Origin of the sequence: Streptomyces sp. NPDC093071 (assembly GCF_044754545.1) — a bacterium.
Classification (GTDB): domain Bacteria; phylum Actinomycetota; class Actinomycetes; order Streptomycetales; family Streptomycetaceae; genus Streptomyces.
Map to the genome: position 1 here is coordinate 249,375 of NZ_JBIVPH010000003.1, position 22,731 is coordinate 272,105.

Consider the following 22,731-nt stretch of genomic DNA (forward strand, 5'->3'; position numbering starts at 1 on the left):
ACCGGTTACGGGCCTTCGCCCCGCCCCGTTGTGGGCCGCCGCACCGCCCCGTTGTGGGCAGTCGTTCCGCTGGGCGTGGGGGTCCCCCTGGGGGAGGGTGGGCACAACGGGACGGCGCCCCTTGCCGGGCCTAGGCTCCTGTGCCTTGAGCCGCACCCTGTGCTCGCCGCGCCGGTGGTGCGGACGGGTACGGGTGCGGAGGCGCCCGCAGAGGGCGCCGTCCCGTGTGCCCACCCTCCCCCAGAGGGGGACCCCCACGCCCAGCGGGACGATTGCCCACACGGGGGGGGTGGCGGAGGCGTCCGCACGGGTGCGGGGCCTACCTCACAGGACCAGGTAGCAGAGAGCCGGAGGCGCTAGGCGTTGGCGGCGCGCGCGAGGCGCGGGCGCCATCGCATTCCGTTGACCTGGCCGGGCTCGTCGCCGATCACGTACCGCACCCGGCGCCCGAGGACCCGTCGGGCGGGCGCGCGGCAGCCGCGCGGGCGGCAGCCCCGGGCCAGGGGGGCGTGCGCGGGAACGGGCGCGGCGGCGGTGCGGAGCCGGCCGCGGCGCCCGGGTGCCGACGGCACGGCGACGCTCCCCCGGGCGGTGCCCGGAGGGGTCGGCGCGTCGTGGCGGGGGGTCATGGTCCGGTCAGCTCCGGCCGTGGCGGAGGGCCGGGTGGGCGCCGGCGGCGACCAGGTCGGCGACGGCGGCCTTCGGGTCGCGGCCGGTCACCAGGGACTCGCCCACCAGGACCGCGTCGGCGCCCGCGTTGGCGTACGCAATGAGGTCGTGCGGGCCGCGGACGCCGGACTCGGCGACCTTCACGATGTGGGCCGGGATCTCGGGGGCGACGCGCTCGAAGGTGGAGCGGTCGACCTTGAGGGTCTTGAGGTTGCGGGCGTTGACGCCGATGATCCGGGCGCCGGCGTCGACGGCGCGCTCGACCTCCTCCTCGTCGTGCACCTCGACCAGCGGGGTGAGCCCGATGGACTCGGCCCGCTCGATGAGGGAGACGAGGGCCTCCTGCTCCAGGGCGGCGACGATGAGGAGCGCGAGGTCCGCTCCGTACGCCCGCGCCTCCCAGAGCTGGTACGCGGTGACGATGAAGTCCTTGCGCAGGACCGGGATGTCGACCTTGGCGCGGACGGCCTCCAGGTCCGCGAGGGAGCCGCCGAAGCGGCGCTCCTCGGTGAGGACCGAGATGACGGCCGCGCCGCCCGCCTCGTAGTCGGCGGCGAGTCCGGCCGGGTCGGCGATCGCGGCGAGCGCGCCCTTGGACGGGCTGGAGCGCTTGACCTCGCAGATCACCTTGACGCCGTCGCCGCGCAGTGCGGCGACGCCGTCCTTGGCCTGCGGCGCCTTGGCGGCGCGCTCCTTGAGCTCGTCGAGGGTGACCCGCGCCTGCCGCTCTGCGAGGTCGGCGCGCACGCCTTCGATGATCTCGTCGAGCACACTCACGCGAGGGGCCCCCTTCCGGGACGGTGTTGATGAACCAGGTTCAGCCACATCGATCCTATCCGCAGGACGGCCCGGGTCTCGCATCGACCGGAGCCGCGTCCCATCTGCTGGGACGTCCGGCGGGGGTTCCGGCGGGCCCTCACGGGACCAGCGCGGAGCCGAGGGGAAGGTTTCTGACCAGGGTGAAGAGGGCGAGGACGGCGCCGATCCCCCACCACCAGACCGGGGGGACCGCGAGGCGCGTCGGCACGCCCCGGTAGGCGCGAACCAGCCACAGGACGGCGACGACGGCGAACACGCCGTAGCCGACGACGGCGAGGGCGTTGGCCCCGAGGGCGGTCGGGAGGTCGCCGTGGGCGAAGGCGTGGGCGCTGCGGAGGCCGCCGCAGCCGGGGCAGTACAGGCCGGTGAGGCGGAACAGCGGGCAGACGGGGTAGTGCCCGGGTTCGTTGGGGTCGACGGCCCCGACGTACGCGAACGCCGCGACGACCCCGGCGACGGTCCCCACGGGCGCGAGCAGACGCCGCGCGCGCGACCGGGACGGGGCGGGGGGTGCGGGGGGTACGGGACGCCCGTGTCGGGCGGCACCGCCGGACGGTGACGGGGACACGGCCGAAGCCCCCCACGACGGGTCCGGGGCGGGCGGCCCCCCGGGCGGAGGGGCCGGGACATTCGTGTCCCCGGGTTCCGCCGACCGGGTGCGGTGGGCGGGGGCAGTCGTGGGTTCGGGCGTCGGGTGTGGGTCCACGCGGTGATTCTCGCCCCTCACGCGCGAGGGCGCAGCCCGGCATGGCCGGACCGCGCCCTCGGAGGCGTGGGGTCGCGTCAGGAGCGGGCCCGCGCGGTGGTGGTCGCGGCCTCGCGCGCGGCGACGACGTCGGCCGACTGCTTCGGCATCCCGAGGCCCGCGACCTTCATCGCTCCGCCGACGACGCCGCCGAGGACGACGACGGCCATGCCCGCCCAGAAACCGGGCACGTTGGCGGCCACCATGAAGACCCCGGCGATGCAGAAGCCGATGAAGGAGATGATGACACCGGTCCAGGCGGCCGGGGTGTGTCCGTGGGCGCTGCCCGCCATGAGTTGCTCCTCGTTGCTGTTGCTCGGTGGTGAGGTCACGCGTGCGCGGACGCTCGGCGCTCATTGTCCCGCACGCGGGCGCGCGAGGATGAATCGGGGGTACCGGGACGATCACGCGTCGCGGTCGGCGCCCCGGCCCGTCAGCCCCGGGTGGGGTCCTCGCCGCGGTCCAGGGCCTTCCACAGGTCCTCGGGCCGGTCGGGGTCGGCCGTGGGGGCCTTGCGGGCGGCGCGGGGGGCGCCGGAGCGCTCGTAGCGGCCTCCCATGGCCGGCCAGTTCTTGCCGAAGCGCAGGGCGAAGAGGCCGGCGAGCAGGATGAGGGCGGCGCCGGCGGCGGTCACGTACGGCCAGGCGGTGTGGGTGAGGCCGGCGACGGCGGCGGCCGTGTCGCCGCTGATCCGGGCGGCCTCGGCGTCCAGGGCGGCCCGGTCCGACGCGCCGAGGACGGCGGCGAGCGCGGCGCCGGCACCGCTCAGCGCGAGGAGCGCGGCGACGAGGGTGCGGCCGGTGCGGCGGACGGCGAAGACGGCGAAGAGGGCGGCGAGGCCGACGATCGCGAGGGCGGTCGGCACGCCGGTGACGGTGCCGCCGTCGGCCTCGACGGGGACGCTGCCGCCGCCGACGGACGCGGTGCCCTCCGCCCAGATCTGTCCGGCGGAGAGCAGGACGACGGTGGCGCCGAGGGCGCCGAGGAAGAGGGCCGCGGCCAGGCTGCGACGGCCACCGGTGGGGGCGGCCGCTCGGGCGGCCCGGGGCTGGGGTACGGGTACGGCACTCACGTACCCCACTATCCCCTACGGGCTCAGGTGGCGTTCATCCGGTTGGCGGTGTGGACGGCGCGGAGCACGGCCGCCGCCTTGTTGCGGCACTCGTCGTCCTCGGCGACCGGGTCGGAGTCGGCGACGACACCCGCTCCGGCCTGCACGTACGCGGTGCCGTCGCGGAGCAGGGCGGTGCGGATGGCGATGGCGGTGTCGGCGTCGCCGGCGAAATCGAGATAACCGACACATCCGCCGTACAGGCCGCGCCGGGAGGGTTCGAGCTCCTCGATGATCTGCATGGCGCGGGGCTTGGGGGCGCCGGAGAGCGTCCCGGCCGGGAAGCAGGCCGTGAGGACGTCGAAGGCGGTGCGGCCCTCCGCGACTCGGCCGGTGACGGTGGAGACGATGTGCATGACGTGGGAGTAGCGCTCGATCGACATGAAGTCGACGACCTCCACGGAGCCGGGGGCGCAGACCCGGCCGAGGTCGTTGCGGCCGAGGTCGACGAGCATGAGGTGCTCGGCGCGCTCCTTGGGGTCGGCGAGCAGCTCCTCGGCGAGGTCGTGGTCCTCCTGCGGGGTGGCGCCGCGGTGCCGGGTCCCGGCGATGGGGTGCAGGAGCGCCTGCCCGTCCTCGACCTTGACGAGGGCCTCGGGGCTGGATCCGACGACGTCGAAGCCGTTCTCGAAGCGGAAGAGGTACATGTACGGGGACGGGTTGGTGGCCCGCAGGACCCGGTAGACGTCGAGCGCGGAGGCGGTGCAGGGGGTCTCGAAGCGCTGCGAGGGCACGACCTGGAAGGCCTCGCCGGCCCGGATGCGCTCCTTCACGTCCTCGACGGCGTCCTGGTAGGCCGGGCCGCCCCAGAGGGCCGAGTACTCCGGCAGCTCAGAGGCGGGCAGGGCGGTGGGGGCGGTGGCGACCGGGCGGGCCAGGTCGGCCTCCATGGCGTCGAGGCGGGCGACGGCGTGCGCGTACGCCTCGTCGACGCCGGTCTCCAGGTCGTTGTGGTTGATCGCGTTGGCGATCAGGAGGACCGAGCCGTCCCAGTGGTCGAGGACCGCGAGGTCGCTGGTGAGGAGCATGGTGAGCTCGGGAAGCTCCAGGTCGTCGCGGCCGTGCTCGCCGATCTTCTCCAGGCGGCGGACGATGTCGTAGCCGAGGTAGCCGACCATGCCGCCGGTGAAGGGGGGCAGTCCCCCGTCGACCAGGACGGCGAGGTCGCGGGGGGTGTGGAGGGTCTCGACGGTGGCGCGCAGGGCCTGGAGCGGGTCGCCGTCGGCGGGGACGCCGACGGGCGGGGTGCCGAGCCAGTGGGCCTCGCCGTCCTTCACCGTCAGGGTGGCGTCGCTGCGGACCCCGATGAAGGAGTAGCGGGACCAGCTGCGGCCGTTCTCCGCGGATTCGAGGAGGAAGGTGCCGGGGCGTTCGGCGGCGAGCTTGCGGTAGAGCCCGACCGGGGTGTCGCCGTCCGCGAGCAGCCTGCGGCTGACGGGGATGACGCGGCGGTCGGCCGCCAGCTTGCGGAAGGTGTCGAGATCCATGGCACCGGACCTTACTGGGATACGGGGAGCACGTCGGCGTCGAAGCAGGTGCGGGCGCCGGTGTGGCAGGCGGCTCCGACCTGGTCGACCTTGACGAGGAGGGTGTCGGCGTCGCAGTCGAGGGCGACGGACTTGACGTGCTGGACGTGCCCGGAGGTGTCGCCCTTGACCCAGTACTCGTTCCGGCTGCGGGACCAGTAGGTGCAGCGGCCGGTAGTGAGGGTGCGGTGCAGGGCCTCGTCGTCCATCCAGCCGAGCATCAGCACCTCGCCGGTGTCGTACTGCTGGGCGATGGCGGGGACGAGTCCGTCCGGGCTGCGCTTGAGGCGGGCGGCGATCGCCGGGTCGAGATTGCTGCTCATGGCGCCATTGTGCCGCGCCCGGGGGCGGTGTCCGGCGGGCGTCCACTGGGCGGACCGCCGGGGCCCGCCGTACGCTGGCGGACATGTCGACCCATGCCAAACGTGAACGTCTCCTGCTGGCCGACCTGTTGGAAGCGGCCGGTCCCGACGCGCCGACGCTCTGCGAGGGCTGGCGGACCCGGGACCTCGCGGCCCACGTGGTGGTGCGGGAGCGGCGGCCGGACGCGGCGGCCGGTTCGCTCGTGCCGGCGCTGAAGGACCGGCAGGACCGGGTGCAGGCGGAATTCGCCGACAGGCCGTACGACGAGCTGATCCGGCTGATCCGTACGGGTCCGCCGAAGTTCTCGCCGTTCACGATCAAGCAGGTGGACGAGGGGGCGAACGTCGTCGAGTTCTACGTGCACGCGGAGGACGTGCGGCGGGCGCAGCCGCACTGGTCGGCCCGCGAGCTGGACCCGGTCTTCGCGGACGCCCTGTGGTCCCGGCTGGAGCGCACGGCCCGGCTGCTCGGCCGCAAGGCCCCGGTGGGCCTGGTGCTGCGCCGTCCGGACGGGCAGACGGTGGTCGCCCACAAGGGCACTCCGGTGGTGACGGCCTCCGGGGAGCCGGGCGAGCTGACGATGTACCTGTACGGGCGGCAGGACGCGGCGAAGGTGGCGCTCGACGGCGAGCCGCAGGCGATCGAGCGGCTGCGGGAGACGAAGCGGCTGGGGATCTGAACCGGGCCGCGCGGGCGGACGGTCACCCCTTCGGCAGTTCGGCGCGGCGCAGGGCCGGGGTCAGGAGGCCGTAGACCCCCGCCAGGGCGCAGACGGCGGCGCTGGCCGCGAAGACCGGGCCGGTGCCCCACAGGCCGATCGCGGCGCCCGTGACCGGGAAGGTCAGCGGGGCGAGGCCCAGGCTGCACAGGCCCGCGACGGCGGAGACGCGGCCGAGGTACGCGGGGTCGCACGCGGTCTGGAGGAGGGCGCCGGCCAGGGCGCCGGAGAGCCCGGCGAGCAGGCCGACGGAGCACGCGAGGAGCACGGCGAGGGGCAGCAGCGGGGCGTGGGCGAGGGCGCCGACGGAGACGGCGCCGAGGGCCATGGTCCAGCAGAGGACGGCTCCGGCGCGCGGGACCCGGCCCTTGACGCCGAGCAGCAGCGAGGAGGCCGCCGCGCCCGTGCCGAAGCCGGCGAGGATCCAGCCGATGCCGGAGGCGCCCCAGCCGCGCTGGTCGGAGAGGAGCGCGAGGCCGACGTTGAGGGGGCCGACGAAGCCGAGGTCACTGAGGGCGATGACGATCATGAGGGGTCCGAGGACCCGGTGGCCGCGCAGGTAGCGCAGTCCGTCGGCGAGGTCGCCGAGGGCGGTGTCCTTCCGGGCCGGTGCCCCGGGCGCGGCGGGCAGCGGGCGCAGGCGGAGGCCGAGCAGCAGGGGCAGGGAGAGGGCGAAGAGCAGTCCGGCGGTGGCGAACGCGGCGCCGGGTCCGCCGAGGGCGACCGCGAGGCCGCCGAGCGGGGCGCCGAGGACGGCTCCGGCGCGCTGGCCGAGGCCGCGCATCCCCTGGACGCGGGCGAGCTGGTCGCGCGCGGCGATCCGGGGCGGCAGGGCGCCGACGGCGGGCAGGAAGAGGGCGTCGAGGACGCCGAAGACGAGGGCGACGGCGGCGAGCACCCAGAGGGTGGGGGCGGTGGCCAGGACGAGCGCGGCCAGGGCGAGGACGACGAGGCAGCGGACGGCGTCGGAGGCGATGACGACCCGGCGGGGGCCGAAGCGGTCGGCGATCACTCCCCCGCCGAGCATGAGCAGGGCCCGGGGTACTGCGGAGACGGCGAGGACGAGTCCGGCCTGCGCCGGGGTGCCGCCGCTGACGGCGGCCCAGGAGAGGGCGAGGTGGTAGACGCCGTCGCCGAGGGTGGAGGCGGTGTAGGCGCCGAGCCAGCGCAGGACCCGGGGGTCGCGGTGGGCGGGTCGCGACGGGGCGGCGGCGAGGACGGCGGCGCTCATGCGCGGTAGGGGAAGCCGTAGAGGTGGACGGCGACGTTCTCGCGGCCCTCGGTGTCGCCGGCCTCTTCGGCGGCGCGGGCCCGCCGGTCGTACTTCTCGACGACGGCGTCCAGTTCGGCGGCGAGCGCGGCGAGTTCGGGGGCGGTGAGGCGGGGCAGCCACTCGGAACTGGTGGAGGCGGTGCGCCACTCGGCGGACCAGGTGGGCCGCTCGTCGAGGAAGCGGGCGTACATCCCGCTGCGCTGCTCCTCGACCGTACGGCTGAAGGCGGCGTTCGCGGCGACGAGTTCGGGGGCGTCGCGCATGTCCTCGTCGTGGATGCTGAAGCCGTAGGAGCTGGGCCGCCACCAGCGTTCGCGGCCGTCCGTGGACTTGGCCTCGGCCTCCTCGATGAGGCCGTGCTCGGCGAGCTTGCGCAGGTGGTAGCTGACGAGGGAGACGGCCTCGTCGACCTGGTCGGCGAGCTGGGAGGCGGTGGCGGTGCGGGCCGTGAAGAGGGCGCGGTAGAGGCGCATCCGCAGCGGGTGCGAGATGGCCTTGAGGGTGCCGAGGTCGGTGATCCGGCGGTTCTCCGGTGAGGTCATGTCCACGACCCTAGATGCGAAAGAAAAGTTGCACAACTGAAATTGCGAAATAAATGCTGCACGTCCGGACGTGAAGAAGGGCCCCCGAGGGGGCCCTTCCGGGAAGCGGAACCGGGTCTCAGCGGACCGGGTGGCCCGCTTCCCGCAGCGTCTCCTTGACCTGGGAGATCCGCAGGTCGCCGAAGTGGAAGACGGAGGCCGCGAGCACCGCGTCCGCGCCCGCCGCGACGGCCGGCGGGAAGTCGGAGAGCTTCCCCGCGCCGCCGGAGGCGATCACCGGCACGGTCACGTGCGCGCGCACGGCCGCGATCATCTCGGTGTCGTAGCCGTCCTTCGTGCCGTCCGCGTCCATCGAGTTGAGCAGGATCTCGCCCGCGCCGAACTCGGCCGCGCGGTGCGCCCACTCGACGGCGTCGATGCCGGTGCCCTTGCGGCCGCCGTGCGTGGTGACCTCGAAGGAGCCGGTCGCGGTACGGCGCGCGTCCACGGACAGCACGAGCACCTGGCGGCCGAAGCGCTCCGCGATCTCGCGGATCAGCTCGGGGCGCTCGATGGCCGCGGTGTTCACGCCGACCTTGTCGGCACCGGCCCGCAGCAGCTTGTCGACGTCCTCCGCCGACCGGACGCCGCCGCCGACCGTGAGCGGGATGAAGACCTGCTCGGCGGTGCGGCGCACCACGTCGTAGGTGGTCTCCCGGTTGCCGGAGGAGGCGGTGATGTCGAGGAAGGTCAGCTCGTCGGCGCCCTCGGCGTCGTACAGCTTCGCCATCTCGACGGGGTCGCCCGCGTCCCGCAGGTTCTGGAAGTTGACGCCCTTGACGACCCGGCCGTTGTCCACGTCCAGGCAGGGGATCACGCGTACGGAGAGGCTCACGAGGCCTCACCCCGGTAGGCCTCGACCTCGACCTCGACGACCAGGCGGGGGTCGACGAAGCCGGAGACGATGATCATCGAGGCGGCCGGGCGGACGGCGTCGAACAGCTCCTTGTGGGCGCGACCGACCTCCTCCACGTCCCGGGCGTGCGTGAGGTACATCCGGGTCCGGACGACGTGCTCGGCCCCCAGGCCCAGCTGCCCCAGCGCCGCGAGGGCCACGCGGAAGGAGTTCACCGCCTGCTCGTGCGGGCCGCCGTCGGCGATCTGGCCGTCGACCACCGACGTGCAGCCGGAGACCAGGACCGTGCCGTTCGGCAGCTCGACCGCGCGGGAGTAGCCGAACTGCTCCTCCCAGGGGGCGCCGGTGACGACCTTCTTGACGCCGTCGGTCATGCGGAAGCCACCGCCTCCAGGGCCTCCTCCAGGGTGAACGCCTCGGCGTACAGCGCCTTGCCGACGATCGCGCCCTCGACGCCCAGCGGGACCAGACCGGACAGGGCCCGCAGGTCGTCCAGGGAGGAGACGCCGCCGGAGGCGACGACGGGCTTGTCGGTGGCCGCGCAGACGTTCCTCAGGAGCTCCAGGTTGGGGCCCTGGAGGGTGCCGTCCTTGGCGATGTCGGTGACGACGTAGCGGGCGCAGCCCTCGGAGTCGAGGCGGGCCAGCGTCTCGTACAGGTCGCCGCCGTCGCGGGTCCAGCCCCGGCCGCGCAGGGTCGTGCCGCGCACGTCCAGGCCGACGGCGATCTTGTCGCCGTGCTCGGCGATGACCTTGGCGACCCACTCGGGGGTCTCCAGGGCGGCGGTGCCGAGGTTGACGCGGGTGCAGCCGGTGGCGAGGGCGGCGGCGAGGGAGGCGTCGTCGCGGATGCCGCCGGAGAGCTCGACCTTGATGTCCATGGCCTGGGCGACCTGGGCGATCAGCTCGCGGTTGTCGCCGGTGCCGAAGGCCGCGTCGAGGTCGACCAGGTGCAGCCACTCGGCGCCGGAGCGCTGCCAGGCGAGGGCCGCTTCGAGCGGGGAGCCGTAGGAGGTCTCGGTGCCGGACTCGCCGTGCACGAGGCGGACGGCCTGGCCGTCGCGGACGTCGACGGCGGGGAGGAGTTCGAGCACGTTCGTGGACGACACGGTCACAGGGTTCCGATCCAGTTGGTGAGGAGCTGGGCTCCGGCGTCGCCGGACTTCTCGGGGTGGAACTGGGTCGCCCACAGGGCGCCGTTCTCGACGGCCGCGACGAAGGGCTCGCCGTGGGTGGCCCAGCTGACCTTGGGAGCGCGGATGTTGGGGTTGCCGACCTCCAGGGTCCACTCGCGCACCCCGTAGGAGTGCACGAAGTAGTACCGGGCGTCGGCGTCGAGCCCGGCGAACAGCTCGCTGTCCGCGGGCGCGTCGACGGTGTTCCAGCCCATGTGGGGGACGACGGGGGCGTCGAGCGGCTCGACCGTGCCGGGCCACTCGTCGAGGCCCTCGGTCTCCACGCCGTGCTCGATGCCCTGGGCGAAGAGGATCTGCATCCCGACGCAGATGCCCATGACGGGCCGGCCGCCGGAGAGGCGGCGGCCGACGATCCAGTCGCCGCGGGCCTCCTTGAGCCCCTGCATACAGGCGGAGAAGGCGCCGACGCCGGGGACGAGGAGCCCGTCGGCGTTCATGGCGCGCTCGTAGTCGCGGGTGATCTCGACGTCGGCGCCGACCCGGGCGAGGGCGCGCTCGGCGGAGCGCACGTTGCCGAAGCCGTAGTCGAAGACGACGACCTTCTTGGGGCTTCCGGATGCGCTCATGACCACACGTCCAGACGGAGCACGCCGGCGGCGAGGCACATCGCGGCGCCGAGGGAGAGCAGCACGATGACGCCCTTGGGCATCTGCTGTTTGGCGAAGGAGTAGATGCCGCCGAGCAGGAACAGCCCGACGACGATCAGGATGGTGGAGAGGCCGTTCACGACTAGAGCGCGCCCTTCGTGGAGGGGAGGATGCCGGCGGCGCGGGGGTCGCGCTCGGAGGCGTAGCGCAGGGCGCGGGCGAGGGCCTTGAACTGGCACTCCACGATGTGGTGGGCGTTGCGCCCGTACGGGACGTGGATGTGCAGGGCGATCTGGGCCTGGGCGACGAAGGACTCGAAGATGTGCCGGGTCATCGTCGTGTCGTACGAGCCGATCATCGGCGCCATGTTCTCGGGCTCGGTGTGCACGAGGTACGGGCGGCCGGAGAGGTCGACGGTGACCTGGGCGAGCGACTCGTCCAGGGGGACGGTGCAGTTGCCGAAGCGGTAGATGCCGACCTTGTCGCCGAGGGCCTGCTTGAAGGCGGCGCCGAGGGCGAGGGCGGTGTCCTCGATGGTGTGGTGCGAGTCGATGTGCAGGTCGCCGTCGGTCTTGACGGTCAGGTCGAAGAGCCCGTGGCGGCCGAGCTGGTCGAGCATGTGGTCGTAGAAGCCGACCCCGGTCGACACGTCGACCTTTCCGGTGCCGTCGAGGTCGATCTCGACGACGACGGAGGTCTCCTTGGTGGTGCGCTCAACGCGGCCTACGCGGCTCATCGTTCCTGCTCCTTCATCAATTCACGGACCGCGTCGAGGAACGCGTCGTTCTCTTCGGGGGTGCCGGCGGTGACGCGCAGCCATCCCGGTACGCCGTTGTCCCGGACCAGGACGCCCCGGTCGAGGATCGCCCGCCAGGCGGCGTGGGTGTCGGGGAACTTCCCGAACTGCACGAAGTTGGCGTCGGACTCGGTGACCTCGTAGCCGATCGCCCGCAGTTCGGCGACGAGCCGGTCGCGCTCGGCCTTGAGCTGCTCGACGTACCCGAGGAGGGTGTCGGTGTGCTCCAGGGCGGCGAGCGCGGTGGCCTGGGTGACGGCGGAGAGGTGGTACGGCAGCCGGACCAGCTGCACGGCGTCGACCACGGCGGGGTGGGCGGCGAGGTAGCCGAGGCGGAGTCCGGCGGCGCCGAAGGCCTTGGACATGGTCCGCGAGACCACCAGGTTCGGGCGGCCCTCGATGAGGGGCAGCAGCGAGTCGCGGTGGCTGAACTCGACGTACGCCTCGTCCACGACGACCATCGACGGCCGGGCCTCCTGGGCCGCCTCGTACAGGGCGAGGACGGTGTCGGCGTCGACGGCGGTGCCGGTGGGGTTGTTGGGCGAGGTGACGAAGACGACGTCCGGGCGGTGCTCGGCGATCGCCTTCCGGGCCGCCTCCACCTCTAGGCGGAAGTCCTCGTTCCGGGGCCCGGAGATCCAGCCGGTGCCGGTGCCGCGGGCGATCAGGGCGTGCATCGAGTACGAGGGCTCGAAGCCGATCGCGGTGCGGCCGGGGCCGCCGAAGGTCTGGAGGAGCTGCTGGAGGACCTCGTTGGAGCCGTTGGCCGCCCAGACGTTCTCGACGGCGACCGGGTGCCCGCCGGTGCGGGTGAGGTAGCGGGCGAGCTCGGTGCGCAGCTCGACCGCGTCCCGGTCGGGGTAGCGGTTGAGGCCGCGGGCGGCCTCGGCGACCCGCTCCGCGATCCGGGCCACGAGCGGCTCGGGCAGCGGGTAGGGGTTCTCGTTGGTGTTGAGCTGGACGGGGACGTCGAGCTGGGGCGCGCCGTAGGGGGACTTGCCGCGCAGCTCGTCGCGGACGGGGAGGTCGTCGATTCCGGTCACGCCGGTTCCGGTCGTTCGGTCTGCGGTCGTTCGGTCTGCGGTCACTTGGTCTCCGGCACCTTCCATCCGAACCGCGCCTTGATCGCGGCGCCGTGGGCCGGCAGGTCCTCGGCCTCCGCGAGGGTCACCACGTGGTGGGCGACGTCCGCGAGGGCGTCGCGGGTGTAGTCCACGATGTGCACCCCGCGCAGGAAGGACTGCACGGAGAGGCCCGAGGAGTGGCAGGCGCAGCCGCCGGTGGGCAGGACGTGGTTGGAGCCGGCGCAGTAGTCCCCGAGCGAGACGGGGGACCAGGGGCCGACGAAGATCGCTCCGGCGTTGCGGACGCGGTCCGCGACGGCGGCGGCGTCGGCGGTCTGGACCTCCAGGTGCTCGGCGCCGTAGGCGTCGACGACCTTGAGGCCGTCGGCGAGGTCGCGGACGAGGACGATCGCGGACTGGCGGCCGGCCAGGGCCGGGACGATCCGGTCGTCGACGTGCTTGGAGGCGGCGACCTGGGTCTTCAGCTCGGCCTCGGTGGCCCCGGCCAGCTCCTCGGAGTCGGTGACGAGGACGGAGGCGGCCATCGGGTCGTGCTCGGCCTGGCTGATGAGGTCGGCGGCGACGTGGACGGGGTCGGCGGTGGAGTCCGCGAGGATCGCGATCTCGGTGGGTCCGGCCTCGGCGTCGATGCCGATGCGGCCCTTGAGGAGGCGCTTGGCGGCGGCCACGTAGATGTTGCCGGGGCCTGTGACCAGGTTGACGGGGGCGCAGCCGGGCTCGTCCCCGCGGGCTTCGGTGCCGTACGCGAACATGGCGATGGCCTGGGCGCCGCCGGCGGCGTAGACCTCGTCGACGCCGAGGAGGGCGCAGGCGGCGAGGATGGTGGGGTGCGGCAGGCCGCCGAACTCCTTCTGCGGGGGCGAGGCGACGGCGACGCCCTCGACGCCGGCCTCCTGGGCCGGGACGACGTTCATCACGACGGAGGACGGGTAGACCGAGCGGCCGCCCGGCACGTACAGGCCGACGCGCTCGACGGGGATCCACTTCTCGGTGACGGTCCCGCCGGGGACGACCCGGGTGGTGTGGGTGGTGCGGCGCTGCTCGCGGTGGACGAGCCGGGCGCGCCGGACGGACTCCTCCAGGGCGGCGCGGACGGCCGGGTCGAGCTCGTCGAGGGCGCGGGCGAGCTCCCCGGCGGGGACGCGCAGGGCCGGGACCCGTACGCCGTCGAACTTCTCCCCGTAGTCGATCACCGCGGCCGCGCCATGATGCCGTACGTCCTCGCAGATCGGCCGCACCTTCTCCAGGGCGGCTTCCACGTCGAACTCGGCACGGGGCAGCAGGTCACGCAGGGCGGAACCCTCGGGGAGGGCCTCGCCGCGCAGATCGATTCGAGAGATCACGGGTCAATTCTCTCAGACGCCCCACGGCGCCGGACGCCCGTATCACTGGCTGATACACACCACAGTGGCGTCTTGTCGCCACTCCTGACCGTTAGCGTTCAGCCCGTCACACAGCGGGAAGAACGGCTGTACGAATCCACGAATCCCGGGAAGCGGAATCGTGGATGCGGATCGTGGAAAGCGAGGGGGCGGCAGTGACCGAGCCGCACGAGGACGGGATGCCGGACGGTCTCACGGATCCGGAGCGGGCCCTGTGGCACGCGTTCCGGGTGGGCAGGACGTGCGATCTGACGGAGGGGATCGCGGAGCGGGACGACCCGTTCGGGGCACGGGAGTGGGGGGAGGAGCGGAGCGTCCGCGCCGAGGTGGTGGCGCTGCTGCTGCTCTCCGGGCCGGAGGCCAGGACCGGGCGGGTGGCCGCGCTGAAGCTGCGCGGGGCCAGGATCACGGGCGTCCTGGACCTGGCGGGCGGGACGATAGGGCCGTACGTGGAGCTCCAGGGCTGCCGGTTCGACGGCGAGGTGGCGGTGCCCGAGGCCCGGTTCGGCACCCTGCGGATGGTCGAGTGCGCGCTGCCGCGCCTGGAGGCGGCCCGGCTGCACACGGAGGGGGACCTGCACCTGCCGCGCTGCCGGGTGCGCTGGGGCATCCGGCTGACGGACGCCCAGATCGGCACGGACCTGCTGCTCAACCAGATCCAGGTGTGGCCGGACCGGCGGGGGCGGGCGATCGCGGCGGACGGGATGGTGGTGGCGCAGGACCTCCAGGCCGAGCTGATCGAGACGTACGGCGAGGTGAGCCTGCGCGGGGCCCAGGTCGGGGTCTCGCTCAGCCTGCGGGGCAGCGTGCTGCGCGGGGCGCAGGGCCGCCGCGCGCTCAACGCGCCGCAGCTGACGGTGGAGCGCTCGCTCTATCTGAACGCGGCCTGGGTGTACGAGGGGACGGGCACCGCGGGGCCGGTGCTCGGCTCGACGGCCACCCCGCCGTACGGGCTCACGCCCGCCCGGGGCACCCGGCGCAAGCCGGTCGAGTTCCACGGCGGGGTGCGGCTCGACGACGGGCGGTTCGGGGACGCGGTGGACCTGAAGCACGCCCGGTTCCTGCTCGACGGGGCGCGCCGGGAGGAGGTGTCGCTGCGCCGGATCGTCACCCCGGAGCTGCGGTTCAACGGCGAGCGCCCGGAGGAGGGGCGGGTGGTGCTCAACGGCGCCAAGATCGTCACGCTCATCGACCTGTGGAGCAGCTGGCCGGGGCCCGGCGGCCTGGCGATGGGCGGCTTCGTCTACGAGAACCTCGTGCCGTACGAGCGCTTCCCGCTGGCCCTGCGCCTGGAGTGGGTGGCGGCGGCGACCCCGGAGTACGCCCCCGAGCCGTACGAACGCCTCGCGACGGTGCTGCGCAACAGCGGGGAGGACGCGGACGCCCGCGAGGTGCTGCTCGCCAAGCAGCGGCGCCGGCGGGAGACGCTGCCGCTGGCCGGGAAGCTCTGGGGCTACCTCCAGGACTGGACGGTGGCGTACGGCTACCGGCCGGGCCGGGCGGCGCTCTGGATGGCGGTGCTGTGGGCGGCGGGCACGGTGGCCTTCTCCCACTACCGGCCGGTGCCGCTGAAGGAGGACGAGGCGCCCGAGTGGAACGGCCCGCTGTACGCCCTCGACCTGCTGCTGCCGGTGATCAACCTCGGCCAGGACGGCTACTGGCGGCTCGAAGGCATGTGGCAGTGGGCGGCGGCGGTGCTGATCCTGCTGGGCTGGATCCTCGCGACGACGGTGGCGGCGGGTGCGACCCGGTTGCTGAGCAGGGGGTGAGGGGGCGCCCCGAGGGGCGGGCGCGGAGGGGTCTGCGCGGCGGGTCCGGGCGTGTGCGCCCGGCGTGTGGAAGCTGTCACGGAGGGGTGAGAAACCTGTCACGACCTGCTGGGACGGCTGCGGCGGCAGGGGGCGCCGGGGGACAATACGTCACGCCATGTCCTTGTTCCGCGCCCTGGTCGGCGCCGCCCGCTCGGCCCGGCACGCCCCGCGGCTCGCCGCCGGGCTCGTGCCGGACGACGACGTGCTGCTCGACGCCCCCGACGAGCGGCTCGCCCCCGCCCTGGTCGCCGCCGCCCTCGCCGATCCCGAGCCCGCGGCGAAGCTGCTCGCCACCACCCGGGACGCCGCCGAATGGGAGGACCGCGACCGGTACGTCACCCGGCTCGCCACCTTCGCGTACCGCAGGGACGAGTGGCTGTCCCGGTGGCTCTCCGCCGCGCCGCACGACCCGGACGCCCTCCTCGTCACGACGCACCTCGCCGTGCGCCGGGCCTGGGAGTCCCCGGCGCGGGCCGAGCGGCTGCGCGAGCTGGGCCCGCTGGTCCGGGAGGTCGCCGAGGCGTCGCCGCACGACCCGGTGCCGTGGCGGCTCGCCCTGGACCACGCGCGCGGGGCGCAGGCCGGGCCCGCCGTCTTCGAGTCGCTGTGGGAGCAGGCCGTGCGCCGCTCCCCGCACCACTACGGCTGCCACGTCGCGGCGCTGAAGTACCTGTCCGTCCAGGGGCACGGCTCGCGCCGCGCCGCCTTCGACTTCGCCGAGCGGGCGGCCGACGACGCCGCCCCGGACTCGCTCGTGCGGGCGCTGCCGGTGCGCGCCGCCCACGACGCGCTGCGGGTGCCGCCGGGGCAGGACGGGTCCGAGCCGCCGGCCGTGCTCGACCGGGCGGCGGACCGGGCCCTGGCCCTGTCGGCGGTGTTCCCGGCGGGCGACCCGTGGCCGGCCGGGGTCCGCAACCTGCTCGCGCACGTGCTGATGGAGCGGGGCCGATGGGCGGAGGCGCGGGAGGAGTTCGGCCGGATCGGCCCCTACGCGACCTCGTTCCCCTGGGGGTCCGACCGGGACGCCGTACCGGGGGATCCCCTGCGCCGTTTCCTGGCCGCGCGGGACCGGACGCGGTTCGAACTGGCCCGCCGGACGCCCCTGTGGACGCCCGGTCGCGGACGGGCCGGACGGGCCGGGCCCGGCGGCCATTAGGCTTGGCGGCTGTGACCACCGCCCGCCTGCCCCTCTTCCCCCTCAACACGGTGCTGTTCCCGGGTCTCGTGCTGCCGCTGAACGTCTTCGAGGAGCGTTATCGCGCCATGATGCGCGAGCTGCTCACGATCGACGACACGGAACCGCGCCGCTTCGTCGTCGTCGCGATCCGCGACGGCCGCGAGGTCGCGCCGACCGCGCCCGGGATGCCGGACCCGACGGCGCTGCCCGAGAAGGGTCCGGCGGCCGGTTTCGGCCCCGACCCGATCCAGTCCTTTCACCGGGTCGGCTGCGTCGCCGACGCGGCGAGCATCCGGGAGCGCGCCGACGGCAGCTTCGAGGTGATGAGCACCGGCACGACCCGGGTGAAGCTCCTGTCGGTCGACGCGAGCGGCCCGTTCCTGACGGCCGAGGTCGAGGAGATCCCGGAGGAGGCGGGCGAGGAGGCGGGCACGCTCGCCGAGGGGGTGCTGCGGGCCTTCCGGAGCTACCAGAAGCGGCTGGCGGGGGCCAAGGAGCGCTCGCTGACCACGAGTGAGCTGCCGGACGACCCGTCGGTGGTGTCGTACCTGGTCGCGGCGGCGGCGGTGCTCGACACGCCGTCGAAGCAGCGGCTGCTCCAGGCCCCGGACACGGCGACGCGGCTGCGCGAGGAGCTGACCCTGCTGCGCGCGGAGACGGCGGTCATCCGGCACCTGCCGTCGCTGCCGGCGGTGGATCTGACGCAGGCCCCGACGTACCCGAACTGAGCCGGTCGGAACCGGCCGGGACCCGGCCGGCAAGAAGCCCCGGGAAGAAGCCCCGGGAAGAAGCGGCGAGGAAGAGCGCGTGGCGAAGAAGCAGAAGAAGAACGCCGGGGGCACTCCGGCGACGGTGGCCCTGACGGCGGCCGGCACGCCGTTCACCGTGCACGCCTACGAGCACGACCCGGCCTCCCCCTCGTACGGCGAGGAGGCGGCGGAGGCCCTGGGCGTCTCCCCCGACCGGGTGTTCAAGACGCTGGTGGCGGACGTCGACGGCGAGCTGACGGTCGCGGTGGTCCCGGTGGCGGGCCAGCTGGACCTGAAGGCGCTGGCGTCGGCGGTCGGCGGCAAGCGCGCGACGATGGCCGACCCGGCGGCGGCGGAGCGCACCACGGGCTACGTGCGGGGCGGCATCTCCCCGCTGGGGCAGCGCAAGCGGCTCCGTACGGTCCTGGACTCCTCGGCCTCGGAGCACGCGACGATCTGCGTGTCGGCGGGGCGGCGCGGCCTGGAGGTGGAGCTCTCCCCCGCCGATCTCGCCGCCCTCACCTCGGCGGTGGTGGCCCCGGTCGGCCGGGCCTGACCGGGGGCAGGTGCCTCAGAACTCCTTCGGCCGCTCCCAGGGGTCCGGGTCGCGCGGGCCGAAGGCGGCCGTCAGGGCCAGGTGCGCGATCATCGCCGCGAGCGGCCAGGCGAGGAGCGCGGCGATCCCCAGGTTCAGTTCCAGCGGGGCCTCGAAGGTGACGTTGGGGCCGACCTCCTTCGCGTGGGCGACCACGTCCGAGGTGGGGCCGAAGTGCGTGCCGACGCCCCACGCGAGGAGCGAGCCCAGGATGCCGCCGACGGCCAGGCCGAGTACCAGCGGGACCCCGCCCCGGCGGCGCAGCAGGAAGACGACCAGGCCGGCGACCGCGCCGAAGGCCAGGGCGAGGAGGACGAACGTGCCGTCCGCGCCGATCGCGGACTCCCCCTCGGAGTTCCGCAGGTAGACGCCCTTGCCGTCCGAGACGAGCAGGACGCGGGGGGCCAGGTTCAGCCACAGCACTCCGAGCAGCGCTCCCGTGACCGCCGAGACGGCGGTCACCAGAACGCCCTGGATGACCTCGGCCGCCGTGATCGGATCGCCGGCCGGGCCGGGCGTGGGCGGGGGCGGCGGGGGCCGGTCGGGGTCGTGCGGCTGCGGCTGGTGAGGCGGAGTCAGAGGTGCGGTCACCCCGCCATCGTGCCAGGTGTGCCTGTGCCCCGCCTCAGCGGACGGCGGCCTTGCGGTACGCCCAGGTGGCGACCGCGAGCGAGACCGCGCCGACCGCGCCGCAGACGGCGAGGTCGCGGGTGACGGCCGCCCAGTCGGGGTGCGGGGCGAAGGTGCGGGCCAGGGCCTCCACCCCGTACGTCGACGGCAGTAGGTCCCGCGCCCAGCCGATGGGGCCGGGGAGGCGCTCCGCCGGGAGCACGCCGAGGAGCAGCGCCGCCGACATGCCGAGCTGGCCCAGGAGGGTGGCCAGCTCCGGCCGGGGGGCGAGGAGCCCGAGGGCCGCGCCGAGGCCCGCGAGGGCGGCGCCGGAGAGCGGGACGACGGCGACGAGGATCCACAGGTGGGTCAGCGGGAGGCCGAAGAGGAGGGAGCCCGCGACGGCGGTGAAGGCGGTCCCGGGGACGGTGAAGGAGGCGTACGCGCCGGCCGCGCCGAGCACGACGGCGGCGGGCGGCACCGGCAGGGTGGCGTAGTGGTCGAGGCCGCCGGTGGCCCGCAGCTGTCCGAAGTACTGGGCGAGCAGGTTGAGCGCGACGAAGGCGACGACGAGGACGGTGGAGCCGGCCACGACGGCGTGCGCCTCGGAGCCGCCGTCGACGACCCCGCGCATCAGGACCATGATCCCGATGGACTGGAAGGTGGCGACGAAGAGCAGCGGGATGCGGGCGACGCGGGCCCGGGAGAGCTGGGCGCGGTAGACGGCGGCCAGGGACGGCAGCAGCCGGGCACGCGGGGCGAGGGGCGCGGCGGCCTCGTCCTCGCGCGGCCGGACGCGCGGCGCGCGGGTCGGCAGGGCCTCGGCGGGCACGGTGCTCACTGCGGACAGCTCCTGACGGTCACGTGCGGGTACGGAACGCGGGGCCCTCCGGGGGTGGGGAGGAGCGCGTACGGGGGGCGGCCGCCCCCGGAGGCCCGGGGGGTGCCCCGGGTGCCGAGGCGACGGACCGCACCGGAAAGACCGAGCGGCCCGGCGAAGACGGGCGCCCGTGCGGGGGCAAGAGCCGTGGCGGGGCCTGGTGCGGCGGGCAGGCCGGAAAGGCCGGGCGGTCCGGCGGAGGCCGGCGTCCCCGTAGGTACGGGGCTCGTGGCGGGGCCTGGTGCGGCGGGCAGGCCGGAAAGGCCGGGCGGTCCGGCGGAGGCCGGCGTCCCCGTAGGTACGGGGCTCGTGGCGGGGCCGGACGCGGCAGGCAGGACGGAAAGGCGAGGCGGTCCGGCGGAGGCCGGCGTCCCCGCGGGGGCGGGGACGGAAAGGCCCGGCGCGTGGTGGGGCGTCATCCCTTCACCAGCCCCTCCGTGCCCTTCGTCGCCCCGCCGAGGGCCAGGTAGACGTCCTCCAGGCTGGGCGTGGCGAGGGTGAAGTCGTCGAGGGCGGCGAAGGCGGCGCCGCCGGTGACGGTGGCGACGGCCGCGCGGGCCGCGTCGGGGGCGAGGCGGAGGGTCCAGCGCCGTCCGGTCTCCTGGGCGAGGCCGCGCAGGGCGGCGACCTCGGGGAGGTGGAGGGGGGCGGTCTCGCGCCACACCAGCTCGACGCGGACCTCGCCCGCGACGCGCTCCTTGAGCCCGGCCGGGGTGTCGCAGGCGATGACCCGGCCGTGTTCGAGGACGGCGACCCGGTCGAGGACGGTCTCGGCCTCGATGACGTTGTGGGTGACGAGCAGCACGGTGGTGCCGTGCTCGGCGCGCCGCCGGTCGACGGCGGCCCAGACGGCGCGGCGGGCGACCGGGTCCATGCCGGTGGTGGGCTCGTCGAGGACGAGGACGGGCCGCCGGCCGACGAGGGCGGCGGCGACGCAGGCGAGGCGCCGCTGTCCGCCGGAGAGCTTCTTGAGGGGCCGGGAGGCCAGCCCGGTGAGACCGAGCTCCTCCAGGACGGCGTCGCGCTCGGCGCGCGCGTCGCGGGCGGCGAGGCCGCGCAGCCGGCCGGTGGTCTCGGCGGCGAGGGCGACGGTCAGCTCGTCGAGGGCGGTGGACTCCTGCCCGAGGTGGGCCAGGAGGCGGGACGCCCGCTCGGGGTGGCGCACCAGGTCGTGGCCGAGGAGCTCGACGGAGCCGGAGTCGGGCCGCATGAGCCCCGTCACCTGGCGGACGAGGGTGGACTTGCCCGCCCCGTTGGGCCCGAGCAGCCCGAAGATCTCGCCGCCGCGCACGTCGAGGCTGATCCCGTCGGTGGCCCGCACCTCGGGGGTCGCCGGCGCACCGCGCCCGCCGCGCGTGGCGGGGTACGTCTTGACCAGATCCCGCACCGCGCACACCGTACTCACGGAGGAAGAGCCTACGGGGTCGCCGGGCCCGCTCCGGGCGCGGGGGCGTGTTCGGCGGCGGCGCGGACGTCGATCTCGCGCCAGAAGCCGGCCCGGATCGCGTACCGGTCGTGCTCGTCGATCTGGTCGTCCTTGTGGGCGAGGAGTCCGAAGCGGGCCGCGTAGCGGAGGAGTTCGCCGTCGATGCGGTGCGGGATGCGGGGGTAGAGGGTGGAGAGCTTCTGGACGTGGCTCTGCTCCGGGAGGCGTTCCATCCAGCGGCGGGCGAACACCTGCCCGACCTCGAAGGGGTCGCCGCCGACGGTGGTGATGTCCTCCTCGCGGTCGGCCCAGCGCTGCTCGGCGCTGGTGAGCGTGGCGAGGGTGGGCAGGGACGCGGTCTCGGCCGGTTCGCCGAGGGGGGCGGGGCGCTCGACCCAGCCCCGGTCGGAGGACCAGCGGAGCGCGCTGGCGCTCTGCGCCGTGGCGGAGCCGTGCGGGCCGTGGACGCCGTGGGTGCCGTTGGCGGCGGGGCCGCGCAGCCCCGCGAGGTCCTTGGGGGTGGGGACTCCCCTGCTCTGGGCCGGGGCGCGCCCGTTCTCCCCGGCGCGGTCGTGGTCGTGGCCGTGTCCGTCGTCGGCGGGGGCGGAGGAGCCGTTCACCTCGGCCGGGGCCGCGCTCCCGTTCCGTACGGCCGCCGCCGCCCGTTCGGCGGAGGCCGCGAGGGCGGCCTCGGGCAGCGGCGCGGAGAGGATCGCGGCGATCTCGGGGCGCGGGGCCGGCGGGGGCGCGCAGAGCCCGGTGAGGTCCTTGGCGCGGACGGCGCGGGTGATCCAGGCCCGGTCGAGGACCCGCCGCTCGTCGGCCTCGGCGACGAGGTCCTCGGACTGGTTGTAGTCGCCGTCGGCGGCCTGGACGGCCCAGAGGTGGACGGCGACGCCGTGCTCCTTGGCCGACATGAGGCCGGGCAGCAGGTCGCCGTCGCCGGTGACGAGGACGATGTCGGAGCAGGCCCTGTTCCGGGCGAGCTCGGTCAGCTCGGTGTGCATGGCCGCGTCGACGCCCTTCTGCGCCCAGCGCCCGTCGCTCCTGGTCAGGGCGCCGAGCCGGACGGTGACCCGGGGCATCACGCGCAGCCTGCGGTGCTCGGGCTGGGGCACCCGGTCGGGCGCGCCGTCGAACCAGTAGATCCGCAGGAGGGGCAGCGCGGTCTCGGCCTCGGCCCGCTGCCGCAGCTGCTGGATCAGCGCGGCGTGGTCGACGGTGATCCGGGAACGGGCCGGTTCCCCGGCGAGGAGACTGGCGGCGGCGCCCAGCAGGTAGCCGGCGTCCACCAGGACGACGCAGCGGTCCACGTGTTCCACCCTCTTTCGGCCCTGGGGGTCGGACTCGGGATCGGAAGTTGCTCCGGGTTTCCTTCGAGTCTGCCCGACCGCCGGTGGCTTGACGGTCGGAACTGGATCATCGGCGTGGCGAATGTCCTGTTCGGCGGGGCACTGACGCTCCGTAATGATCCAACATGCGGCGGTTCGTACCGTATGTGAGTCTGACAGCGGCCCTGGCCCCTAATTCCCTTGAGGAGGCATCACCATGGCCAAGAACCGGAACCAGAACCGCGGTCAGAAGCAGCAGTCCCCGGCCGAGCGCGGCGCCCAGCAGGCGCAGCAGTCGGCGATGGAGTCCGAGGCCGCGCAGCGCGCGTCCCAGGTCCTCCCGAGCGACGTCGCCCGCAAGGGCCGCCAGAAGCGCTTCGGCCACAACTGACGGCTTTCGCGTACGGCAAAGGGGCGCGCCCGTGACGACGGGCGCGCCCCTTGCGC

27 protein-coding genes are annotated in these 22,731 nt (G+C 74.6%); 6 read left to right on the forward strand and 21 right to left on the reverse strand.

The genetic code is table 11. The features are described from left to right. Positions 1-356: 356 nt before the first annotated feature. From trpM to hisI, 7 genes are all read right to left on the reverse strand, one after another. Positions 357-629, reverse strand: coding sequence for a tryptophan biosynthesis modulator TrpM (gene trpM / locus ACIQD7_RS12420; protein WP_402441528.1), 273 nt, complete (start codon positions 627-629; stop codon positions 357-359). Positions 630-636: 7 nt separating this feature from the next. Continuing rightward, positions 637-1,446 carry an indole-3-glycerol phosphate synthase TrpC gene (gene trpC / locus ACIQD7_RS12425; RefSeq protein ID WP_121834028.1) on the reverse strand — a complete coding sequence of 270 codons (810 nt, stop codon included), beginning with the start codon at positions 1,444-1,446 and terminating at the stop codon, positions 637-639. 139 nt (positions 1,447-1,585) lie between these two features. Further along, positions 1,586-2,194, reverse strand: a complete 609-nt coding sequence (locus tag ACIQD7_RS12430; RefSeq protein ID WP_402441529.1) for a DUF2752 domain-containing protein — start codon at positions 2,192-2,194, stop codon at positions 1,586-1,588. Positions 2,195-2,271: 77 nt separating this feature from the next. Next, complete coding sequence (locus ACIQD7_RS12435) at positions 2,272-2,526, reverse strand: HGxxPAAW family protein (protein WP_062756547.1); 255 nt, start codon at positions 2,524-2,526, stop codon at positions 2,272-2,274. A gap of 140 nt (positions 2,527-2,666) precedes the next feature. Continuing rightward, a complete protein-coding gene (locus ACIQD7_RS12440; RefSeq protein ID WP_390755289.1) occupies positions 2,667-3,314 on the reverse strand; it encodes a TIGR02234 family membrane protein in 648 nt (215 codons plus the stop codon). A 14-nt stretch (positions 3,315-3,328) separates the two neighbouring features. Continuing rightward, positions 3,329-4,831: an anthranilate synthase component I gene (locus tag ACIQD7_RS12445; RefSeq protein WP_161374030.1), complete on the reverse strand. Its 1,503-nt coding sequence runs from the start codon at positions 4,829-4,831 to the stop codon at positions 3,329-3,331. A gap of 11 nt (positions 4,832-4,842) precedes the next feature. Continuing rightward, positions 4,843-5,193: a phosphoribosyl-AMP cyclohydrolase gene (gene hisI / locus ACIQD7_RS12450; protein WP_402441530.1), complete on the reverse strand. Its 351-nt coding sequence runs from the start codon at positions 5,191-5,193 to the stop codon at positions 4,843-4,845. An 83-nt stretch (positions 5,194-5,276) separates the two neighbouring features. On the opposite strand from hisI, the gene ACIQD7_RS12455 reads away from it, so the two are divergent. After that, positions 5,277-5,912: a TIGR03085 family metal-binding protein gene (locus ACIQD7_RS12455; RefSeq protein ID WP_402441531.1), complete on the forward strand. Its 636-nt coding sequence runs from the start codon at positions 5,277-5,279 to the stop codon at positions 5,910-5,912. A gap of 22 nt (positions 5,913-5,934) precedes the next feature. Here ACIQD7_RS12455 and ACIQD7_RS12460 read toward each other — a convergent pair whose 3' ends face one another. The 10 genes from ACIQD7_RS12460 to hisD form a co-directional block, all read right to left on the reverse strand. Then, complete coding sequence (locus ACIQD7_RS12460; protein ID WP_402441532.1) at positions 5,935-7,182, reverse strand: MFS transporter; 1,248 nt, start codon at positions 7,180-7,182, stop codon at positions 5,935-5,937. Beyond that, positions 7,179-7,766 (reverse strand): ArsR/SmtB family transcription factor, encoded by a 588-nt coding sequence (locus tag ACIQD7_RS12465; RefSeq protein WP_402441533.1) that lies wholly within the window; start codon positions 7,764-7,766, stop codon positions 7,179-7,181. Before ACIQD7_RS12465 ends, ACIQD7_RS12460 begins: the two co-directional genes overlap by 4 nt. 118 nt (positions 7,767-7,884) lie before the next feature. Beyond that, the gene (gene hisF, locus ACIQD7_RS12470; protein ID WP_402441534.1) at positions 7,885-8,640 is read right to left on the reverse strand and encodes an imidazole glycerol phosphate synthase subunit HisF; all 756 of its coding nucleotides are present in this window, start codon (positions 8,638-8,640) and stop codon (positions 7,885-7,887) included. Continuing rightward, entirely contained in the window at positions 8,637-9,035 is a 399-nt protein-coding gene (locus ACIQD7_RS12475) for a RidA family protein (RefSeq protein ID WP_402441535.1), read from the reverse strand. Before ACIQD7_RS12475 ends, hisF begins: the two co-directional genes overlap by 4 nt. Then, a complete protein-coding gene (gene priA, locus ACIQD7_RS12480) occupies positions 9,032-9,769 on the reverse strand; it encodes a bifunctional 1-(5-phosphoribosyl)-5-((5-phosphoribosylamino)methylideneamino)imidazole-4-carboxamide isomerase/phosphoribosylanthranilate isomerase PriA (protein WP_402441536.1) in 738 nt (245 codons plus the stop codon). The genes ACIQD7_RS12475 and priA overlap by 4 nt, the downstream gene beginning before the upstream one ends. 2 nt (positions 9,770-9,771) lie before the next feature. Further along, positions 9,772-10,422 carry an imidazole glycerol phosphate synthase subunit HisH gene (gene hisH, locus ACIQD7_RS12485; protein WP_121831508.1) on the reverse strand — a complete coding sequence of 217 codons (651 nt, stop codon included), beginning with the start codon at positions 10,420-10,422 and terminating at the stop codon, positions 9,772-9,774. Further along, on the reverse strand, positions 10,419-10,583 hold the full coding sequence (locus ACIQD7_RS12490; protein WP_163013881.1) for a hypothetical protein: 165 nt from the start codon (positions 10,581-10,583) through the stop codon (positions 10,419-10,421). Before ACIQD7_RS12490 ends, hisH begins: the two co-directional genes overlap by 4 nt. Positions 10,584-10,585: 2 nt before the next feature. After that, positions 10,586-11,179 (reverse strand): imidazoleglycerol-phosphate dehydratase HisB, encoded by a 594-nt coding sequence (gene hisB / locus ACIQD7_RS12495; RefSeq protein ID WP_030205445.1) that lies wholly within the window; start codon positions 11,177-11,179, stop codon positions 10,586-10,588. After that, on the reverse strand, positions 11,176-12,282 hold the full coding sequence (locus ACIQD7_RS12500) for a histidinol-phosphate transaminase (RefSeq protein ID WP_402441537.1): 1,107 nt from the start codon (positions 12,280-12,282) through the stop codon (positions 11,176-11,178). Before ACIQD7_RS12500 ends, hisB begins: the two co-directional genes overlap by 4 nt. Positions 12,283-12,323: 41 nt before the next feature. Beyond that, positions 12,324-13,667: a histidinol dehydrogenase gene (hisD, locus tag ACIQD7_RS12505; RefSeq protein ID WP_402441538.1), complete on the reverse strand. Its 1,344-nt coding sequence runs from the start codon at positions 13,665-13,667 to the stop codon at positions 12,324-12,326. Positions 13,668-13,861: 194 nt separating this feature from the next. Here hisD and ACIQD7_RS12510 point away from each other — a divergent pair, with 194 nt between their 5' ends. The 4 genes from ACIQD7_RS12510 to ybaK all read left to right on the forward strand — a co-directional run bounded on the left by ACIQD7_RS12510 (position 13,862) and on the right by ybaK (position 17,999). Beyond that, positions 13,862-15,475, forward strand: a complete 1,614-nt coding sequence (locus ACIQD7_RS12510; protein ID WP_402441539.1) for an oxidoreductase — start codon at positions 13,862-13,864, stop codon at positions 15,473-15,475. A gap of 157 nt (positions 15,476-15,632) precedes the next feature. Then, positions 15,633-16,673, forward strand: a complete 1,041-nt coding sequence (locus ACIQD7_RS12515) for a hypothetical protein (protein WP_121831505.1) — start codon at positions 15,633-15,635, stop codon at positions 16,671-16,673. Positions 16,674-16,684: 11 nt separating this feature from the next. Next, positions 16,685-17,422: an LON peptidase substrate-binding domain-containing protein gene (locus ACIQD7_RS12520; protein ID WP_402441540.1), complete on the forward strand. Its 738-nt coding sequence runs from the start codon at positions 16,685-16,687 to the stop codon at positions 17,420-17,422. A 79-nt stretch (positions 17,423-17,501) separates the two neighbouring features. Continuing rightward, the gene (ybaK, locus tag ACIQD7_RS12525; protein ID WP_161374037.1) at positions 17,502-17,999 is read left to right on the forward strand and encodes a Cys-tRNA(Pro) deacylase; all 498 of its coding nucleotides are present in this window, start codon (positions 17,502-17,504) and stop codon (positions 17,997-17,999) included. Between the two features lie 15 nt (positions 18,000-18,014). Here the strand turns inward: ybaK and ACIQD7_RS12530 are convergent, their stop codons facing one another. The 4 genes from ACIQD7_RS12530 to ACIQD7_RS12545 all read right to left on the reverse strand — a co-directional run bounded on the left by ACIQD7_RS12530 (position 18,015) and on the right by ACIQD7_RS12545 (position 22,275). Continuing rightward, entirely contained in the window at positions 18,015-18,629 is a 615-nt protein-coding gene (locus tag ACIQD7_RS12530) for a DUF2567 domain-containing protein (RefSeq protein ID WP_402441541.1), read from the reverse strand. A gap of 34 nt (positions 18,630-18,663) precedes the next feature. Beyond that, positions 18,664-19,488 carry an ABC transporter permease gene (locus ACIQD7_RS12535; protein WP_402441542.1) on the reverse strand — a complete coding sequence of 275 codons (825 nt, stop codon included), beginning with the start codon at positions 19,486-19,488 and terminating at the stop codon, positions 18,664-18,666. Positions 19,489-19,942: 454 nt separating this feature from the next. Further along, positions 19,943-20,923: an ABC transporter ATP-binding protein gene (locus ACIQD7_RS12540; RefSeq protein WP_401502659.1), complete on the reverse strand. Its 981-nt coding sequence runs from the start codon at positions 20,921-20,923 to the stop codon at positions 19,943-19,945. Between the two features lie 20 nt (positions 20,924-20,943). Then, positions 20,944-22,275 carry an NYN domain-containing protein gene (locus ACIQD7_RS12545; RefSeq protein WP_402441543.1) on the reverse strand — a complete coding sequence of 444 codons (1,332 nt, stop codon included), beginning with the start codon at positions 22,273-22,275 and terminating at the stop codon, positions 20,944-20,946. A gap of 226 nt (positions 22,276-22,501) precedes the next feature. Between ACIQD7_RS12545 and ACIQD7_RS12550 the strand changes: the two genes are divergently transcribed. Further along, positions 22,502-22,675 carry a hypothetical protein gene (locus ACIQD7_RS12550; protein WP_163013880.1) on the forward strand — a complete coding sequence of 58 codons (174 nt, stop codon included), beginning with the start codon at positions 22,502-22,504 and terminating at the stop codon, positions 22,673-22,675. The last annotated feature ends 56 nt before the right edge of the window (positions 22,676-22,731 follow it).

What these genes read in the sequence shown, in the direction of transcription:
- trpM (WP_402441528.1), bottom strand. Translation starts at nt 629, where the DNA reads ATGACCCCCCGCCACGACGCGCCGACCCCTCCGGGCACCGCCCGGGGG.
- ACIQD7_RS12435 (WP_062756547.1), bottom strand. Translation starts at nt 2,526, where the DNA reads ATGGCGGGCAGCGCCCACGGACACACCCCGGCCGCCTGGACCGGTGTC.
- ACIQD7_RS12445 (WP_161374030.1), bottom strand. Translation starts at nt 4,831, where the DNA reads ATGGATCTCGACACCTTCCGCAAGCTGGCGGCCGACCGCCGCGTCATC.
- hisI (WP_402441530.1), bottom strand. Translation starts at nt 5,193, where the DNA reads ATGAGCAGCAATCTCGACCCGGCGATCGCCGCCCGCCTCAAGCGCAGC.
- ACIQD7_RS12455 (WP_402441531.1), top strand. Translation starts at nt 5,277, where the DNA reads ATGTCGACCCATGCCAAACGTGAACGTCTCCTGCTGGCCGACCTGTTG.
- ACIQD7_RS12460 (WP_402441532.1), bottom strand. Translation starts at nt 7,182, where the DNA reads ATGAGCGCCGCCGTCCTCGCCGCCGCCCCGTCGCGACCCGCCCACCGC.
- ACIQD7_RS12465 (WP_402441533.1), bottom strand. Translation starts at nt 7,766, where the DNA reads ATGACCTCACCGGAGAACCGCCGGATCACCGACCTCGGCACCCTCAAG.
- ACIQD7_RS12475 (WP_402441535.1), bottom strand. Translation starts at nt 9,035, where the DNA reads ATGACCGACGGCGTCAAGAAGGTCGTCACCGGCGCCCCCTGGGAGGAG.
- hisH (WP_121831508.1), bottom strand. Translation starts at nt 10,422, where the DNA reads ATGAGCGCATCCGGAAGCCCCAAGAAGGTCGTCGTCTTCGACTACGGC.
- hisB (WP_030205445.1), bottom strand. Translation starts at nt 11,179, where the DNA reads ATGAGCCGCGTAGGCCGCGTTGAGCGCACCACCAAGGAGACCTCCGTC.
- ACIQD7_RS12515 (WP_121831505.1), top strand. Translation starts at nt 15,633, where the DNA reads ATGTCCTTGTTCCGCGCCCTGGTCGGCGCCGCCCGCTCGGCCCGGCAC.
- ACIQD7_RS12550 (WP_163013880.1), top strand. Translation starts at nt 22,502, where the DNA reads ATGGCCAAGAACCGGAACCAGAACCGCGGTCAGAAGCAGCAGTCCCCG.